Here is an 18,377-nt window from a genome sequence, read left to right on the forward strand (position 1 = left end):
CCCCGGTCCTCATGGCCCCCACCCAGCTGCCCCGCCCGGCCACCCCGGACCGCCTCTACGAAGGCCGCATCCCCGCCCCAGCAAAGAAGCACCGCCCCAAGCCCGCGCAGCCCCCCATCCAGGCAGCAGCAGCAGACACCACCACAGCTCAAAAGCAAGAGCCCAGAACCACCCCGACAAGACAAGCCACCCCCCCAAGGCCGCACCCGAGACCAGTCAGTAGGCAGCCCTGCCCCGACGAATGGACCGACACGTGGCTCTGGGAGATGTGCCAGGAGGAAGCGCGCAAGCCGGCCTGAAAACCTCGCGCCAACCCATGCGAACGGTCCACAAGGCACACATGGAACAAGACACGCCAATCGGTATGTAACGGCTCCTACGACTCGGCCACGACCACGCATCCTGCTGTAGTAACGTGCGTCCCTGACCGAGGTCACGAATTCGCAAACGGAGGAGTCGAGCGTGCGATCAGCGGGACTGGTCGCGGCCGTCATGCTGGTGCTCTCAATGGCTGCGCCAGCACAGGCCGCGCCGGCACGGACCTCGCCGGCGCAGCAGACCACTCCGAAGAAAGATCCGGCCACGCTGACCGAGCTCCGGCGGGATGCCGAGGAGGCGGCCAAGGGGATCGAGGCCGCCACGAAGGCGCTCGTCGCGCGGCAGAAGGAGTTCGACTCCTCCAACAAGCAGCTCGAGGCCAAGCTCACCCAGCTTCGCGCCGCCGACCAGGAGCTCGCGAAGATCCGGCAGCCGCTGTCCGACCTGATCGAGGTCATGTACCAGAATCCGGCCAGCCGGAACATGGCGTCCATGCTGACCAGCTCGAACGGCGAGGCGTCGCTGCGGGCGATGAGCGACGCCAACCAGCTGATCGCCGGGCGCAACATCGTGGTCGTCGACGCCACCCGCCTCTTTCAGGACCGCGAGCAGCTCGCCGCGGAGGCGCAGGAACTGAGGGCCACCAAGCTCCTCCAAGAGGCCCAGCTCACGTTCGAGATCGACACGCTGCGCAAGCAGTCGCAGAAGACGGTCAAATCCCTCACCACCGCGCTCGCCAAACTCGGCGTGAAGCGCGGCGGTGGCGCGTGCGACCCGACGCGGGTCGTGCTCGCGGAGGAGTACGCCAACGGCCTGCTGCCCACGAACGTGCTCTGCCCGCTGCCCTTCAAGGGTGAGGAACTCCGCGCCGACGCCGCGATCGCCTTCGCCGACCTCAACCTGGCGTACAAGAAACGCTTCGGCCAGCCCCTCTGCGTCGTCGACAGCTACCGCAGCCTCCGCGACCAGCAGATCGTCTACTACCAGCGCCCCGGCCTCGCGGCCATCCCCGGCCGCAGCAACCACGGCCTCGGCCTGGCGATCGACTTCTGCGGCCCGATCCGCGTGTACAAATCAACCGAATTCGTCTGGCTCGAACAGAACGGCAAGAGATTCGGCTGGATCCACCCCGACTGGGCCTACGTGAGCCCCTTCGAACCCTGGCACTGGGAATACGACCCCAAGATCGGCTCCCTGCTCTAAAAACCTTTCTCCGTTACGGCTCCGCCCACCCCGGCCCCGCCCGCTGTCGGGCCAAAGCGCCGTCCCCGGCGCCAACCGGCCGCGCCAACCCCGCCCCGCAACGCCGTGAACCGCCCCAGAACCGGGCGTCTAGCGTGGATGAATGGTGATCGACAACCGTGCCCCGGCCTGCGCCCGAGCCAGCGAGGTGGCCTGACCAGTCGTCGTGGCCAACACGAGCAACCCACCCTCCTCCGACTGCGCCCTGGTCAACACGGTCACCCGCTCGGCCGCGGTCTCCGCATGCGTCTCATAAGCGGCCAGAACATCGATCACATCCCCGGCCGTTACGAGCCCGGCCGCATCGGCATCCTCAACCCGCACCGGCGTGGCCACCACTCCGCGCGCATCCGAGCCGAGCAACCCACCTCCAAGCAACCGGGCATCGGTGAGCACCTCCCCTCGCCGTGCAGGCGCGGTCAACACCCTCCCAACCACGGCGGATCCGGCCGCCAGATACCCGTCAGGCAACACCGACGAAGGCACCCGAACCGTCGAGACATCCCCGGCCGCAAGACGCCCGCCAGAAAGATCGCGCTCCGCCACGAGCACGGCCACACCAGACGGAGACCGTACAGAAACCAGAACCCCGGCCACCGCCAGCCCGAGCAGAACAGCCGAGATCACCCGCCGCCGCCGGGCAAGCACACGAGCCCACCGCGCCGACACCACAAGCCGCATGACAGAACTCCAGGCAAAGAGAAGAAGCAGCACTCGACGCCGAGCACGCTCCACAGAAACGGACCGCCCGCCACCGCAGGCCGAACACCAAAGAACAAGGTCAGGCACAATCACGCCGAACCTGTCCCGGGGGGTAGATGGCGGCAACACATGTCGTCAATCAGGTGAGACCCGCCCAGGGGAAGGCGGTAAGCCATCGATCACACAGGACCTGCCGTGGATGACGGTGACTGAGCCATCGGCTTGCAGGGCCCGCCAGCGGAAGTCGGTGGCCGAGCAGATCGCCCAGGACCGACCCCGGGACGTGGTGGATGAGTCATCGACCAAGGTCAGGCACAATCACGCCGAACCTGTCCCGGGGGGGTAGATGGCGGCAACGCATGTCGTCAATCAGGTGAGACCCGCCCAGGGGAAGGCGGTAAGCCATCGATCACACAGGACCTGCCGTGGATGACGGTGACTGAGCCATCGGCTTGCAGGGCCCGCCAGCGGAAGTCGGTGGCCGAGCAGATCGCCCAGGACCGACCCCGGGGACGTGGTGGATGAGTCATCGACCATGGAGAAGCTGCCCCGGGAAGGCCGTGGCTGAGCCGTCGATCTTCTGGGACCGGCCGTGGAAGGTGGCGGCTGAGTCTGTGGGAAGGCCGTGGCCGAGCCATTGATCACCTAGGACCCACCCGGAAGACGGCGGCCAGGTCATCGATTACGCAGGACATCCACCCAGGGGAGGCGGCGGCCAGGTCATCGATTACGCAGGACATCCACCCAGGGGAGGCGGCGGCCAAGTCATCGATTACGCAGGACCGGCCCCGTGGAGGCGGTGGCTGGGCCATCGATCGCGCAGGGTCCGCACAGGGGAAGGCGGTGACAAGGCAAGTCATCGATCAGGCAGGACCTCGCTCCTCAAGGTGGTCGCTGACTCATCGATCACCTAGGACCCACCTTGGGAAGGCGGCGGCTGATTTGATCAAGGGAAACCCGCCGCCCGCCCACACCGCCGATCAGGGCAGTTCGAACGGCAGCTTGATCCCGTCCAGCGCGTCCCCGCAAGCACAAGCCCGCTCTTCGGGAAGCGCCTCCACGACCCGCCCCACCAGCGTCCGCATCCGCTCCACGTTCGCCGCGAAGAAGGCCATCACCTCTTCATGGGTGACCCCTTCGCCGGCCTCGACCCCCGCGTCGTGGTCCGTCACCAGCGACATCGACGTGTAGCAGAGGGCCAGTTCCCGAGCCAGCACCGACTCGGGGAACCCCGTCATGCCGACGATCGAGCACCCCATGCTCGCGAACCACTTCGACTCGGCCCGGGTCGAGAACCGGGGGCCCTCGATCACCACCAGGGTGCCGCCGTCGGACACGTCCCAGCCCGAGGCGCTCGCGACCGACACGGCGGCGGTCCGACCGTCAGGGCAGTAGGGGTCGGCGAAGGAGACATGGACGGCGCCGCCCGCGTCGTAGAAGGTCTGGACGCGGCCGGAGGTGCGGTCGATGAGCTGGTCGGGGACGACCAGGGCGCCGGGGCCGAGTTCGGCGCGGAGGGAGCCGACGGCGCTGGGGGCCAGCACCTGGCGCACGCCGAGGGAACGCAGCGCCCACAGGTTGGCCCGGTAGGGGATGCGGTGGGGCGGGAAGCCGTGGTCCCGTCCGTGGCGGGGGATGAAGGCGACGGTCCGGCCGCCGATGCGCCCGACCGTCACCTTGTCGCTGGGAGTCCCGTAGGGGGTCGCGACATCGATCTCCTCGGCGTCGTCGAGCAGGGAGTAGAACCCTGAACCGCCGATGACACCGACGTCTGCACGATTGACCATGGCGCCGACACTAGCGCCCCCGGCCCGACCCGGTGAGGCCCTATACGCCTTCCTGTGGACAACCCGCTTCGTCGCAGGTCAGGCCGCTGGAGTGCTCGCAGGGGCCGGGCTCGCGGGGGTGCTCGTCTCGGCCGGCTTGCTCTCGGTGGCCGGCTTGGACGCCGACGTCGAGGTCGTGGACGACGACGTGGACGAGCGGTTGTCGGTCCGGTAGAAGCCGGAGCCCTTGAACACGATGCCCACCGCGTTGAAGACCTTGCGGAGGCGGCCCTGGCACGCGGGGCACTCGGTCAGGGCGTCGTCGGTGAACTTCTGGACGACTTCGAGCTGCTCACCACAATTGGTGCAGGCGTACTGGTAGGTGGGCACGCGGTCCTCCTCAGTGACTTGGCACTCGACCCAAGTGACTGCTAAATGATAAGGCAATCGGCAAGCTGCAACGTTGCCGTGGGGGAGTTTAGTCCCCTGTCTCCCCATACCAACCTGCGAGTTTGCCTCTGCGAGAGACCGCGCGCAGGCGCTTTTCGACGGTGCGGCGCTGGGCGGCCGTGGTCACGACGAGCAGCTGGTCGTCGCGGCGCAGGCGGGTGCTGGCGTCGGGGACGAACGAGTGGCCGTCCCTGACGACCATGGTGACGGCGGCGTCGGAGGGCAGGCGGAGCTCGAAGACCTCGACGCCGTGCAGCTTGGAGGCGGGCGGGATCCGCACCTGGAGCAGGTCGGCGTTCAGCTCCTCCAGCGGGGCGGCCTCGACGTCGAGGTCGCGGGCCTCGCCGTCGTTCGACAGGCCCAGCACGCGGGCCAGGAACGGCAGGGTGGGGCCCTGGATCAGGGTGAAGACCACCACGATCACGAAGACCTCGTTGAACAGCTCCTTGGCGCCGGGCACCCCGGCCGCCCAGGGGATGGTCGCCAGCACGATGGGGACCGCGCCGCGCAGCCCGGCCCACGACAGGAAGACCTGTTCTCGCCAGCTGACCCGGTCGACGCGCGTCACCCGTACCGCGAAGGACGACAGGACCACCGAGATCGGGCGGGCCAGCAGCACCAGTGCCAGGCCGGCGACCAGGCCGGGGATGATCTGGCCCGGCAGCTCGCCGGGGCTGACGAGGAGGCCGAGGATGACGAAAAGGCCGATCTGGGCCAGCCAGGCCGCCCCTTCGGCGAAGCCTCTCGTCGCGGCCCGGTGGGGGAGCTGGCTGTTGCCGATGATGAGCGCGGCGAGATAGACCGACAGGAAGCCGGAGGCGTGCAGCAGGACCGCGCCGCTGTAGGCGATGAACGACACCGCCAGGACCGCGATCGGATAGAGGCCCGAGGCGGGCAGCGCGACCCGGCGCAGCGCGTAGGCGGAGATCGGGCCCACGGCGCAGCCGACCGCCGCGCCCGCGGCCAGTTCCCACAGGGCGGTGCCCAGAACGTTCCACCCCGACGGCATGGGCGCGCTGACCTGGCTCAGCATCACGACGACGATCACCGTGGGGGCGTCGTTGAAGCCCGACTCGGCCTCCAGGGTGCCGGCCAGGCGGGGCGGCAGCGGGAGTCGGCGCAACACGCTGAAGACCGCCGCGGCGTCGGTCGAGGCGAGGATCGCGCCCAGCAGCATGGCCATGCGCCAGTCCATGCCGAGGAAGCCGAACACGGCCAGGGCCAGCACGATGATGCTGATCGCGACGCCCAGCGTCGCCAGCACCATCGCTGTCGGCACGGCCTTGCGCACGTGTTCCCAATTGGTGGTCAGGCCGCCTTCGGCCAGAATGATCGCGAGCGCGATCAGGCCGATCTGCTTGGCCAGTTCGGCGTCCTCGAAGTGGATGCCGAGGCCCGACTCGCCGAGGGCGACGCCCAGGGCGAGGTAGAGGAGCAGTGAGGGCAGACCGGTGCGGTGGGCGACTCTGACCGACACCACGGCCGCCAGGACGATCACGGCGGACAGGAGGAGCCATCCGTCGATGTCCAGGCGCACCAGGTCCCCTTTCGTGATTTATGTAGATTCTTTCACAGGAATAACACGGATCCCGGACGGCAACGCCGCGTACCTGACACGCTGATCATGCGGTTCGGCGGGCACGCCCGGACGCAGTTCCCCCTCGTTGAGGAGGGCCACGGTCGGGACGTTCGGGCCCACTCTCGCCAGGGCTCGGTCGTAGGAGCCGCCGCCTCGCCCCAGGCGTACACCCGAATGAGGATCGACGGCGAGCGCCGGCACGATGACCAGCGCGGCGGTTCTGATCGTGTCGACGCCGCGCCTGGTGTCGACCGGTTCCATGATCCCGTGGCGGCCGGGCGCGAGGGTGTCGGGACCGTCGTAGACGGCCCAGTCGAGGTCGTCGTCGTCGCGCAGCACCGGCAGGATCACGGTCGCGCCGTGTTTCCACAGGGCGAAGATCAGGCCCTCGGTGGCGGGTTCGGTTCCGGTCGACCAATAACAGGCGACGAGGCCGGCCATCTGGACCCATGGCTGGTCAAGCAGGGTCTCGCGGACCCGGCGAGCGCTCTCACGGCGATCGTCGGCGTCCATGATGGAACGTTCACGCAGAATTTCACGCCTCAGCTCGAACTTGTCCAAAGAGCCCTCCACTAGCCTTCATCCATGGGTGCTGACTTCGACTCCGTAACCAAAGCCGTTGTCCCCGCCGCCGGTCTCGGGACGCGATTCCTGCCCGCGACCAAGGCCACTCCGAAGGAGATGCTGCCGATCGTCGACAAACCGGCGATCCAGTATGTCGTCGAGGAGGCAGTCTCCGCGGGGCTGCTCGACGTGCTGATGGTCACCGGGCGCAACAAACGATCGATTGAAGACCACTTCGACGTGGCCGCGGAGCTGGAGGGCGCCCTCAGGGCGAAGGGCGACGAGAAGCGCCTCTCGCAGATTCAGGAACCCGTCGACCTTGCGACCATGCACTACGTCCGCCAGGGCGAGCCGAAGGGCCTCGGCCACGCCGTGCTCTGCGCCAAGCAGCACGTCGGCCACGAGCCGTTCGCCTGCCTCCTCGGCGACGACATCATCGACCCCAACGACCCGCTGCTCAAGCGCATGATCGAGGTCCGCCAGCAGCGCGGCGGCAGCGTCATCGCGCTGATGGAGGTGCCCGAGGAGCAGGTCAGCCAGTACGGCTGCGCCGCCATCGAGGCGACCGACGAGGACGACGTCGTGCGGATCACCGACCTGGTGGAGAAGCCCCCGAAAGAGGAGGCGCCGTCCAACTGGGCCATCATCGGGCGATACGTGATCGACCCGGCCGTCTTCGAGGTGCTGGAGAAGACCCCGCCCGGCCGCGGCGGCGAGATCCAGCTCACCGACGCGCTGCGCACGCTCGCGTCGAGCACCCCCGAGGAGGGCGGCCCGGTCTACGGCGTGTTGTTCCGGGGCCGCCGCTTCGACACCGGAGACAAGCTGCAGTACCTGCAGACCGTGGTGGAGTTCGCGGCGCGGCGGCAGGACCTCGCGCCCGAGTTCCTGCCCTGGCTGCGAGAATTCCTGGATGAGGCACAGCCCTAGCGATCTCAAACCGGTCGATCGGCACCTCGCCGACATCCTGGCGACCGTCCGCCCTCTCGCGCCGCTCGAGCTCGATCTCGAACGGGCGCTGGGGGCGGTGCTCGCCGAAGACGTGACCGCGCCGGTCGACCTGCCGCCCTTCGACAACTCGGCGATGGACGGCTACGCGGTGGTCGCCGCCGACCTCGCCGGCGCGCCGGTCACGCTGCCGGTGACCGAGGACGTCGCGGCGGGGGACCCGTCGGTGCACGCGATCGGGCCGGGCCTCACCGCACGCATCATGACCGGGGCGCCGCTGCCGGCGGGCGCCGACGCGGTCGTGCCGGTCGAGTACACCGACGGCGGCACCGCCCGCGTGGTTGTCCACAAGCCGGTCGAGCGCGGCAACGCGATCCGCCGCGCGGGCGAGGATGTGCGCGTGGGAGACGTGGTCCTGGCCGCGGGCGCGCGCATCGGCGCGGCCCAGATCGGCATCCTGGCCGGGGTCGGGCGGCGGCGCGTGCTGGTGCGGCCGGTGCCCCGGGTGGCCGTGCTCTCGACCGGCGCCGAACTCGCCGAGCCCGGCACCCCGCTCGGCTACGGCCAGATCTGGGAGTCCAACAGCTTCATGCTGGCCGCCGCGGTCCGCGAGGCCGGCGGCGAGGCGTTCCGTGTGGGCTCGGTGACCGACGACCCGCGCGTCTTCATGGAGACCCTCGACGCGCAGCTCGTCCGGGCCGACGCCGTGATCACCAGCGGCGGCGTCTCGATGGGCGCCTACGAGCCGGTGAAAGAGGGCCTGAGCCCGCTCGGCACGGTCAGGTTCGAGAAGGTCGCCATGCAACCCGGCATGCCCCAGGGCTTCGGCGTGGTCGGCGACGACCAGATCCCGATCTTCACCCTGCCGGGCAACCCCGTCTCGTCGTATGTCTCCTTCGTCCTGTTCGTGCGCCCGGCCCTCCGGCAGTTGCAGGGCCTGCCGGTCACGCCGCCGGCGTCCGTGCGGGCCGTGTGCACCGACCGGCTGCGCTCACCCCAGGGCCGCCGCTCCTACCTGCGCGCCGTGCTGGCCGGCGACCGGGTCACCCCCGCGCGCGGCCAGGGCTCCCACCAGCTCGCCGCGCTGGCCGCCGCCGACGCGCTGATCGTCGTGCCCGAAGACGTGACCGAGGTCCCGGAAGGGACGACTGTTGAGGTGATCCCGCTGTGAATCTCACCCATCTCGACGAATCGGGCCAGGCCCGCATGGTCGACGTGTCAGAAAAGCCCGTTTCTGCCCGTACGTCCACCGCCTCCGGTCGTGTGCTGCTGTCCGAGGAGGCCGTGGCGATCCTGAGGTCGGGCGACACCCCGAAGGGCGACGCGCTCGGGGTGGCCCGCATCGCCGGGATCATGGGCGCCAAGAAGACGCCCGACCTGATCCCGCTCTGCCACCCCATCGCCCTGCACGGGGTGAAGGTGGAGCTCACGGTGGTGGACGAAGGCGTCGAGATCAGGGCCGTCGTCAAGACGGCCGACAAGACGGGCGTCGAGATGGAGGCCCTCACCGCCGTGACCGTGGCCGCCCTCGGCCTGATCGACATGATCAAGGCCGTCGACCCCGCCGCCGTCATCACCGACGTGCGGGTCGAGGAGAAGACCGGCGGCAAGACCGGCGACTGGCGGCGGCCGTGATCCGCGCCCTGGTCGTCACCGCCTCCAACCGCGCCGCCGAGGGGGTGTACGAAGACCGTTCCGGCCGCGTCCTCCGTGCCCTCCTGGAGGAGCACGGCTGCACCGTCGACGGCCCCGTGGTGGTCCGCGACGGTGAACCGGTGTATGAAGCGTTGGTGAAGGGGCTCGAGTCGGCGTACCAGGTCATCGTCACCACCGGCGGGACCGGGCTGACCCCCACCGACCTGACCCCCGAGATGACCCGGCGCGTCCTCGACCGGGAGATCCCCGGCATCGCCGAGGCGATCAGGCAGGTCAACCGGGAGAAGGTGCCCACCTCGGTGCTCTCGCGCGGCCTGTCGGGCCAGGCGGGCTCGACCCTGGTCGTCAACCTGCCCGGCTCGACCGGCGGCGTACGCGACGGAATGGCCGTCCTGGGCCCCATCCTCGGACACGTGGTCGACCAGATCCGCGGCGGTGACCATCGCGTCTGATGGCGCGATTCGGTGAACAAGAGGGATGATTGACAAGTGGATCGACTTCGCGGCTGGCCCGCGACCCTGGCGGAGGGCCCAGTAGGCCTCCGGCCGCTCCGGCTCCGCGACGTGCGCGTCTGGCGGGAGACCCGCCTGCGCAACGCCGACTGGCTGCGCCCCTGGGAACCCAGCAATCCCGAGACGCCCCTGTTCCGCACCGGCCTCAGCCCCTACGTCTCCATGGTCGGCACCCTCCGCCGCGAGGCCAGACAGGGCCTGGCCCTGCCGTGGGTCGTGACGTACAACGGCGCCTTCGCCGGCCAGCTCACCGTCGGCGCGATCGTCTGGGGCTCGGCCCGCTCCGCCCAGGTCGGCTACTGGGTCGACGGCGCCCTCGCCGGCCAGGGCATCACCCCCACCGCCCTGGCCATGGCCGTCGACCACTGCTTCTTCACCACCGGCCTCCACCGCCTCGAAGCCAACATCCGCCCCGAGAACCACGCCAGCCGCCGAGTCGTCGAGAAACTCGGCTTCCGCGAGGAGGGCGTACGCCGACGGCAACTTCACATCGACGGAGCGTGGCGAGACCACATCTGCTATGCGCTGACCGTGGAGGACGTGCCGAGAGGCCTGCTCGTCCAGTGGCGCCGCGCCCGAGACTCGTCGGCCGCACGTCACGGCGAGTCCCCGTAGGAGACAACAGCTTCGACGATCTCGCGACACACCGGACCGAATGCTCGTCAATCAGTGACACGCCGCCTTACGGTGCGTGACGTGAGCATGCAGGCGGGCGGAGACCGGGAGGAGAGCAGCCGATGAGCAGCGTCCTCCTATATCTGGCCATCGTCGCAATGTGGCTCGGCGTCCTCGTTCCGATGTGGCTACGCCGCGACCGCTATGTCCTAATGGACGAAGACAAGGACAACACCGAGGGCGACACCTTGATCGAAACCCCCGATCAAGCGACGCCCTCACCCGCGACTTCGGAAACGCCGGAAGAGGAGGCCTCGGTGTCCGAACCCGCAGCCGCCTCCTCCGACCCCCAGTTCGCCACCAACCGCCGCCGGGCCCGCATCCGGGTTCGCCGCCGGCGCACCCTGCTGTGGTGCATGGCCATGGTGCTCGTTTCCTCCGTCGCCGCCTTCCTCGGCGCGGTGCCGTGGTGGGGCGTTGTGCCGGCCGCCCTTCTGCTCGGGCTGTACGTGACGTTGTTGCGGGTGGCGTCCAAGCTGGAACACGAACAGCAGGACCTGGCGGCCCGCGTCCGGGCCGACCGAGTACGGCGGGCCCGGCAGGAGGCCCGGCGAGTGGCCGCGGCGGCGCTCGAGGCCGAGATCATCGAGCTGGAGAAGAAACGCGGCGGCGTGTTCGACCAGTACGCGGATCACCGGCGAGCGGTGGGGGACTAGGGCGCGGATGGCGCGAAGGGGTGCTGGAGTTTGGTAGCCTAGATCTCGTTCACGGGGCTATAGCGCAGTCCGGTAGCGCACTTCGTTCGCATCGAAGGGGTCTGGGGTTCAAATCCCCATAGCTCCACTCTCGGGACGGCTCGTGGTTGACACCCCTTCGGGGTGGCTGCCACGGGCCGTTCCTCGTTTACCCCGGGGGGCGACCCCCGGACCCCCGATACGAGAGGGCTTCGCCCCCTCGCGCTCCCCCTGGCCGCTATCGCGCCCCTGCGTCGCTTCGCTCCGGGTCGCTGCGCTCCTGGCGAAGGGCTCCGCCCCTCGCGCTCCCTGGACAGGCCTCGCTTCGCTCGGGTGGAGCTCGCTTCGCTCGAATGATGGCTTCCAAGCCGCGCCGCAGAGCGGCTGACGTGCCGTTCGAAGCTTCCGAGTGACTAACTGAGTGACTACGCCCGGGGAGATGGATGCGATGTCTTGCTCTGCGAGCTTTCGAACCAAACCGTGGGGCATCGCTGCGAATGGCGGAGAAGGGGCTGCCTGCGCATCGGGCGATGGAACGACTGGGCTGGCCGTATCGTGGCCGGCACTGGTTATGACCTTCTTCACGGGTTCAAGCCGCCGCCCTGCGGGCGTCGGCGGCGCGGGGCGGGGCATGCGCCCTCTTCGGGCCGACCCGTCCTCGTCACTTTCCCGCGCCCGATTCAGGGACGGCGGCTTTGATCGCGTAGCCGGGTGAGAACCAGCTCCGGGCGGAACTACGGCGGCATGTCGAGATTGGCTCGCCTCTTAAGCCGTTTTGTCCATGCCTCGACGCCATCTCTGAACAGGGCTTCTTCGGCCTCATCAATAGATGAGAATTCCATGATTTGCTGTAGCGTGAAATTATTTTCCGCTCTTCGAGTGCGGCTTTTGGCCCTGAGTACTTCGCGTGCGAGTGTTCCAAGGAAGATATCGAACGTTGAGACTATAGAAGTCAGCAGCGCCCTTCGGGGCAATTCATTCTTTGGTGCGTCACGTGATACCGAGTACTTCACCCTTCCTGAGGCCGAGAACCAGAATCAGGACGTACGCCGCGTATAGAAGGTCTCCTACGTCGCGAGCGTTCTCCAGGAATCGGCGTGCTTCCGCCACGCTCCACGGTTTTGCCTTTCGCCTCTACGGGTCCGTGGGATACGAAGCCCTGCGGCCACGTTCTTAGAACCCAGATCGTCCGCTGCGCGGAATCGCCAGGGCATCGCGAACGGTGCGCCCTGAGGAAATCCCCTCACAGGAAGGCAGACCAGGGCGGACGGGCCGGATGCCGCTACCTGCAGAGGTCCCGCCAGTTCAGGGGGAACGGCATCGGTAGCGCAGCCGCTACCGGTAGTGGGTCTGCCGCTCCACGATCGCCCTCCTGTAGACGGTCCGCCGGCGGGGGGTGTGGGGGTCCCACGTGGGAGGCCCCGGGGAGGGGGTGTGGGGTTCTCGGCACGGAAAACCGGGGGTAGGACCCCCACGACCCGCACAGAGATGCCGTTTCGGCTGGCGTGGGCCGTTGTGGGGGTCCCACGTGGAACCCCCACGGGCACCGACCACCTGTGGGACCCCACGTGGGCCAAAGCCTTACGCGAGGTCGAAAACGGACACGCGAAAGGCAAGATCGTCATTACCGCGTGAGCCTATTGTGGGACGTATGCCGTTATGGGGAAGACGTCTGCTGGTCGCCCTGGCGATCTACACCGCCGCGATCGGTTTTTACCTCTGGTCGCCGTACGGTGACTTCTTCGGCGACGGGGTGTTGATCGTGCTGGCGCCACTCGTGCTCGGCATGATCCTCGGCGCCGCCGCGCGACTGCCGAACTGGTGGCCCGTCGGGTGGGCGGCGTTCCCCGCCGGCGCCTTCCTGCTGTTCGGCCTGTGGGGCTGGCTGGAAATCCTCGGCATCGGGTTTCTCCCGGCGCCCATCATGATCGCCGTGCCGGCGGCCGGCTACGCGATGGTGTCGTGGCTCGCTTCACCCGGGTTCACCTGGCCGAAAGTCGGCGCGGGGGTGCTCGCCCTCGCCACGATCGTGCCGGTCTTCCTGAACGCCTGACCGACGTCTCCGAGGCGAGCTCGGCGGACATTCCGGGCGTCCAGTGCCGTCCCGACACCGGCGCAGAAGTCGAGGCCGTGATCTCGCCGGAGTTGCCCGGCTTCGAGTTGCTGGGCGGCCTGTGCGGCCCGGTGCTGCTTGAGGGCGGTGGCCGCCTGGTCGGAGAGTTCCCGTGAACGCCGTGACTTGAGGGTCTTCGTTCCACCTCCAACGCGATCGGCACGCCACACGTAGATGGCGAACCGCTTGTGAGTGAACCCCGCTTCAAGGAGCTGCTCGGCATGGGCCTCGGCGCGGGCATGCCAATACGACGGCATCACCGATCGTCGGCGCAGGGAGCATTCCTCACCGAACACGCCATCACCCGCCAGGCCCGGCGCGTCGCGGCAAAAGGCTAAATATCGCCAACATCCAGGCGGGGGGCGATTCCCAACTGCCGTCCGTATTCGCCCCTGCGTGCCACATTGCACGGGTTTACCAAACGCGCACTTTTCGGCGAACAATGCGTAGCTGGGGCCGGGGGTTGATGCGGATAGAACGGTATCTGCCTAATCGGAAGTCTCGGGTCAATCGTGCGGCGTTACCGACCGCCGCCTCTGGTCGTGTCCAGTTTCCACGCCTTCCGAGGGGATCGAACCATGGTCATTAGTAGGAGGACGCGTGTCCGCGCTGTACACCGATATAAGCCCTCTCCTCATACTCGCCGTCGCTGTGGCTGTCCTGCTGACGCGCCGGTCCCGCGGCCGGCCCTGGCCGCTCAGGTTGCTTTTGGTCACCGGTGCGGGCCTGTGGATAGCCGGCGTCGGGGGGTCGATGTGGATGATGGGCGACGCGATCGCCGAACGGGTGCCTGACCGTCGAGAAGCCCGAGTCCATCCGTGTGTCGGGAAAACGCCCAGGACCTTCGACGTCTCCCTGATCAACGTGCCGCTGTTCCTCAACCGCTTCGGTGACGTTGTGCCGGAGGGGCGTATGTACGTCCTGAACCAGAACATCGCGGCGGTACGCGCCAACTACGCGCACGCCGCGGACCCGGCCAGAGCGGATGAGACGGATCTGATCGAGCCGTTGGCCCTGCGGGCCAACCGGGGCGACTGTATCGAGGTGCGGTTCACCAACCGGCTCAACGAGCCGGCGCCGCCCCTGAACAAGTACGTGCGCAACGCCGCGATCTTCACACTGCCGGGCGAGATCCTGAAGCCGCCCGGCACGGTGACGCGCATCCCGCGGCAGTTCGCTCCCGCTCTCACCGTTCCGGACAACGACTTCGACCCGGCGAAGGCCCCGAACGCCTCCATGCACTTCGACGGCCTCGTCTACGACGTCAAGGACTCGGACGGCACCGTCGTCGGAAACAACCCCGACTCCACCGCCGGGCCCGGCCAGACCATCACCTACCGCCTCTTCGCCAACACCGAGGGGGAGTTCCAGTTCAAGGACGGAGCGGACTTCACCTCCCAGCAGACCCGGCCGGTGGACGCCAACGGCGATGTGCGCTTCATCGGCTCACACGCTTTCGGGGCGTTCGGCGCGTTCGTCATCGAGGCACCCGGGGCGACCTGGGTGGACTCCCGCACCGGCCAGCCACTGGCTTCGGGGACCCGGGCCATCATCGAGCGGCCGGACGGCGTGGACTTCCGGGAGCACGTGCTGTTCATGCACGATGAGGTGGAAGCGGAGCCGGGCATCCTCACCCGCTTCTGCCGCAGCCGAGCCGAGATGATGGCGGCCGGCAGCGAGTGCGTGAAGCCCACGAGATACCAGCTCAAACTGCTGACCCAGGGCACGCTCCCCGGCCTCGGCGGTGGCGATGCGGACGCCCTGGTGCAGGGCGAGACTCCGATCAAGCTTGAGTGGTTCGCCTTCAACTACCGCTCCGAGCTCGGGGCCAACCGCGAGGAGGTGGGTTGTCCGGCAGCCAGGCGCAACGCTCAGGGATTCAACGCGGAGCGCTGCATCGGTGAGGAGACTTCACTCTCCTCGTGGGCATACGGCGACCCCGGCGGTGGGGATCTGGTGTACGCGAACTACCGCGGCGAGCCGACCCAGGTGCGGCTGCTGCACCCCGCCGAGTTCGAAACCCATACCTTCCACTGGCACGTCAACCGCTGGATGTTCGACCCGGCGGACGAGGGCGGCATCGACCAGATCAGCAAGCCCACCCATCGGACGAGGACGACCAACATCCTCGACGTGCAGTCGGTATCCCCGGGTAGCCACTACGGCCTGATCGTCCAGGGCGGCGCGGGGTCGGCGAGAAACGGCAAACCCGCGACCTTCGGCGACATCATCTTCCACTGCCACCTCTATCCGCACTTCGCCAGCGGCATGTGGGGCCTCAACCGCACCCTGGACAAGCTGGCGGACGGAGCGCAGAAGAACCCGGACGGCACGCCCGTGCCGCGGCTGGAGCCGCTGGCGGACCACGACTACCGGCTGAATGTCCCCGGTGTCAATCCACCTCCTTCGCCCGCTCCGGCCACACCCGGCTTTCCGTTCTTCATCCCGGGGAAGTTCGGCTTCAAGGCGCCGAAGCCGCCGCTCGGGGTCGCCGAGCGATCGGCAAACGGAGTCTTCCCGCCGACCTTCCTGGAAAGGAGAGCGGCCGACCCGGGCGCGCAAGTGCCGGGGGGCTTCTTCCAAAACCCGTGCCCCGCTGGCCGCCCCACCAAGACGTACAACGTCGCGGCCATCCAGATCCGGCAGATGTACAACCCGGAGCTGAAGTGGACCAACCCACAGGCACGCGTCTACGTGTCGCAGTCTGACAAACACGCGGTGCGGGCCGGCCGAAAACCGGAGCCCTTCGCGCCCATCCTCAACGTCGGCGATTGCGTGGTCTACAAACTGACCAACGAGCTGCCCCGGAGGTTTGGCGGCAACGTCTTCGACCATGCGCAGGAGACCAACGAGGTCGGCATCCACCAGCACATGGTGCAGTTCGACGTGCTGACGTCGGACGGAGCCTCCAATGGGTGGAACTACGACCAGGGCGCCCAACCGGGCCAGACGATCATCTACCGCGACTTCGTGCACGAGAACACGGCGACGAACTCATTCCACGACCACTTCTTCCCGAACGTCCATCAGAAGAACGGGCTCTTTGGCGGCTCCACCATCCACCCGGCCGGGTGTGTGCCGGTACTGCCGAACAAGCCCAGGTTCGAAGCGTTCCGGGCGCCTATCGGGACCATCTTCGACCTGCACTGCAAGCCTGCGGTCGATATCAACGGCCTGCGCACCGACGGCCGTGACTACCGCAACTTCTCCCTCTTCATCGAGGACCATGTGCCGCTGTTCCAGCCGCCCAAGAGAGGAGACAGGTTCGTCACCAAATTCGGGGTGCCGATCTTCCCGGCCAAGTTCCCGTCGAGCAACGACGACCAGGGCGGCATGGGGGTCAACTACCGGCTGGAGCCGTTCGAGGCCCGTAGGGACGCCGACCCGGCGAAGCTGTTCGACTCGAGGGTCCATGGGGATCCGTTCACGCCGATCCTCAAGGCGTACCGGGGTGACCCGGTGAAGGTCCGGCTCTTCCAGCTCTCTCAGGAGGAGTCACACGGATTCAACCTCGACCGGTTCCGGTGGAGATTCGAGCCCCGGGACCCTGAATCGAACGTCATCTCGGCGCAGCACATCGGCATGCTCGAATATTTCGACGTGTCCATCCCGCCGGATGAACTGCCGTCGAGATCGCCGGACATGATGAAGATGGACTTCCAGTACAACTACGCCGGTGCCGATGACTGGTTCCTCGGAGCCTGGGGGCCGCTGCGACTCTTCTCGTGCTCCAATCCGATGCGCGGGAAGAGACCGATCGCGGAGTTGCCGGACTTCCCGCGGAACACCTGCACGCACGACGAGAGGCCGTCCAGTCGGACGCCGGAGAGGTGGCATGGCTGGCCGAGCACCATGACAAGCTGCCCGACCGGTACGGCCCGGACCTTCGACATCGTCGCCATGAACAGGGACATCACCTACAACAAGGCCGGCGATCACGATCCGCACGGTCTGATGTACGCGCTGGCGGCCGACGAGCAGGCGCTGCGGGCCGGCCTGAAGCAGCCCGAACCACTGGTGATCCGCGCGAACGCGGGCGACTGCCTGAAGATCAACTTCACCAACAAGCTCGACCCGAGGAAGATGAGACCGCACTGCCACGAAGCGCTGGAACCGGGGCAGCTCGGATTCAAGGAGGAGGAGCTGCGCTTCCCGCAGTGCATTGACCAGCCGCCCAAAAACGAGCACAACATCCCGGGCTTCAAGCCCTTTCCGGTGAGTGCGAAGGCGTCGATCAGCGCTCAACTCGTCCAGTCGACGCCACCTCAGGCGGTGGCACCCGGGCGGAGCACGCAGTACTACTGGGAGCTGCCCCGGGACGTCACCGGAATGGCGCTGCTGCGGGACCTCGCCGACGTGCAGAACCATCTGCACCACGGCCTGTATGGGGCGCTGATCATCGAGCCGCCCGGCTCCGACTTCCGGGACCCGGTGACCGGTCTACCGCTGAGCAGCGGCACCAGCGCACTGATCACCCACCCGACGCAGCCGGACTTCCGGGAGAACATCGTCCTGATGAACAGCGACCTGGCACTGTTCCGCAAAAACGGTCAGCCCGTGCCGGACAACCTCGACCTGGTGCTCCAGCCGAGCCGGGAGGTCGACGATCCGGAGGACCAGGGAGAGCTCTCCATCAACTACCGCAACGAACCCTGGTCACACCGGTACGCCGTGGACCAGAACATCACCAACATCTTCAGTTCCCAGGTGCACGGCGACCCGGCGACGCCGCTGTTCCAGGCGTACATCGGTGACAAGACGGTCTTCCGGGTCGGGCAGGCCGTCGGCAACCCACGCTCCACGAGCTTCGCCCTGCACGGCCACACCTGGCGCCGTTCACCCAATGACCCGCAGTCCCAGATCGCGGCCACCCAGGGCCAGTTCAACCCGGGCGTCACCTACAACATCGTTCTCGACCCGAGGGTCACCGGTGGGGCCGGCGGGTTCCGCGCCACACCGGGCGACTACCTCTACCGCTCGTCCACGCTGCCCCGTCATCTCATCGGTGGACAGTGGGGGTTGTTCCGGGTGAACTCCACCGTCCGGCCGGACCTGACGCCGATCAACGAGACTCCGTTGCGGATGCCGGCACCCGCCGACCCGCAGGAGCCCATCGCGCGACTCGGCGCGATGGCTCAGAGCGGCCGGGCCAGTCACGGGCGGAGGGCGCGGTGAGCC

At 67.9% G+C, this 18,377-nt stretch carries 14 protein-coding genes and 1 tRNA gene; 10 read left to right on the forward strand and 5 right to left on the reverse strand.

Going from position 1 to position 18,377, the window contains the following annotated elements:
- Positions 1-462: 462 nt before the first annotated feature.
- Positions 463-1,521 (forward strand): M15 family metallopeptidase, encoded by a 1,059-nt coding sequence (locus AW271_RS19710; RefSeq protein ID WP_245653110.1) that lies wholly within the window; start codon positions 463-465, stop codon positions 1,519-1,521.
- A 129-nt stretch (positions 1,522-1,650) separates the two neighbouring features.
- Here AW271_RS19710 and AW271_RS38010 read toward each other — a convergent pair whose 3' ends face one another.
- The 5 genes from AW271_RS38010 to AW271_RS19735 form a co-directional block, all read right to left on the reverse strand.
- On the reverse strand, positions 1,651-2,241 hold the full coding sequence (locus AW271_RS38010) for an SAF domain-containing protein (RefSeq protein WP_063818054.1): 591 nt from the start codon (positions 2,239-2,241) through the stop codon (positions 1,651-1,653).
- A 1,001-nt stretch (positions 2,242-3,242) separates the two neighbouring features.
- On the reverse strand, positions 3,243-4,049 hold the full coding sequence (locus AW271_RS19720; RefSeq protein ID WP_062338856.1) for an S-methyl-5'-thioadenosine phosphorylase: 807 nt from the start codon (positions 4,047-4,049) through the stop codon (positions 3,243-3,245).
- Between the two features lie 78 nt (positions 4,050-4,127).
- On the reverse strand, positions 4,128-4,418 hold the full coding sequence (locus AW271_RS19725; protein WP_062338857.1) for an FmdB family zinc ribbon protein: 291 nt from the start codon (positions 4,416-4,418) through the stop codon (positions 4,128-4,130).
- An 88-nt stretch (positions 4,419-4,506) separates the two neighbouring features.
- Positions 4,507-6,015: a potassium/proton antiporter gene (locus AW271_RS19730; RefSeq protein WP_369408443.1), complete on the reverse strand. Its 1,509-nt coding sequence runs from the start codon at positions 6,013-6,015 to the stop codon at positions 4,507-4,509.
- An 18-nt stretch (positions 6,016-6,033) separates the two neighbouring features.
- Complete coding sequence (locus AW271_RS19735) at positions 6,034-6,618, reverse strand: 5-formyltetrahydrofolate cyclo-ligase (RefSeq protein ID WP_062338858.1); 585 nt, start codon at positions 6,616-6,618, stop codon at positions 6,034-6,036.
- Positions 6,619-6,642: 24 nt separating this feature from the next.
- On the opposite strand from AW271_RS19735, the gene galU reads away from it, so the two are divergent.
- From galU to AW271_RS19780, 9 genes are all read left to right on the forward strand, one after another.
- Complete coding sequence (galU, locus tag AW271_RS19740) at positions 6,643-7,551, forward strand: UTP--glucose-1-phosphate uridylyltransferase GalU (RefSeq protein ID WP_062338859.1); 909 nt, start codon at positions 6,643-6,645, stop codon at positions 7,549-7,551.
- Complete coding sequence (gene glp, locus AW271_RS19745) at positions 7,535-8,740, forward strand: molybdotransferase-like divisome protein Glp (protein ID WP_062338860.1); 1,206 nt, start codon at positions 7,535-7,537, stop codon at positions 8,738-8,740. Before galU ends, glp begins: the two co-directional genes overlap by 17 nt.
- A complete protein-coding gene (moaC, locus tag AW271_RS19750) occupies positions 8,737-9,204 on the forward strand; it encodes a cyclic pyranopterin monophosphate synthase MoaC (protein ID WP_062338861.1) in 468 nt (155 codons plus the stop codon). The genes glp and moaC overlap by 4 nt, the downstream gene beginning before the upstream one ends.
- Positions 9,201-9,677: a MogA/MoaB family molybdenum cofactor biosynthesis protein gene (locus tag AW271_RS19755; RefSeq protein WP_245653112.1), complete on the forward strand. Its 477-nt coding sequence runs from the start codon at positions 9,201-9,203 to the stop codon at positions 9,675-9,677. Before moaC ends, AW271_RS19755 begins: the two co-directional genes overlap by 4 nt.
- Before the next feature lie 36 nt (positions 9,678-9,713).
- On the forward strand, positions 9,714-10,352 hold the full coding sequence (locus AW271_RS19760) for a GNAT family N-acetyltransferase (RefSeq protein ID WP_083976888.1): 639 nt from the start codon (positions 9,714-9,716) through the stop codon (positions 10,350-10,352).
- Positions 10,353-10,474: 122 nt separating this feature from the next.
- Positions 10,475-11,068 (forward strand): divisome protein SepX/GlpR, encoded by a 594-nt coding sequence (sepX, locus tag AW271_RS19765; RefSeq protein WP_062338863.1) that lies wholly within the window; start codon positions 10,475-10,477, stop codon positions 11,066-11,068.
- Between the two features lie 53 nt (positions 11,069-11,121).
- A tRNA-Ala gene (locus AW271_RS19770) sits at positions 11,122-11,195 on the forward strand.
- 1,542 nt (positions 11,196-12,737) lie between these two features.
- Complete coding sequence (locus AW271_RS19775; RefSeq protein ID WP_062338864.1) at positions 12,738-13,139, forward strand: hypothetical protein; 402 nt, start codon at positions 12,738-12,740, stop codon at positions 13,137-13,139.
- A gap of 660 nt (positions 13,140-13,799) precedes the next feature.
- Positions 13,800-18,374: a hypothetical protein gene (locus AW271_RS19780; protein WP_157554407.1), complete on the forward strand. Its 4,575-nt coding sequence runs from the start codon at positions 13,800-13,802 to the stop codon at positions 18,372-18,374.
- Positions 18,375-18,377: the final 3 nt, after the last annotated feature.

The organism is Herbidospora sakaeratensis, assembly GCF_001570525.1.
Lineage (GTDB): Bacteria > Actinomycetota > Actinomycetes > Streptosporangiales > Streptosporangiaceae > Herbidospora > Herbidospora sakaeratensis.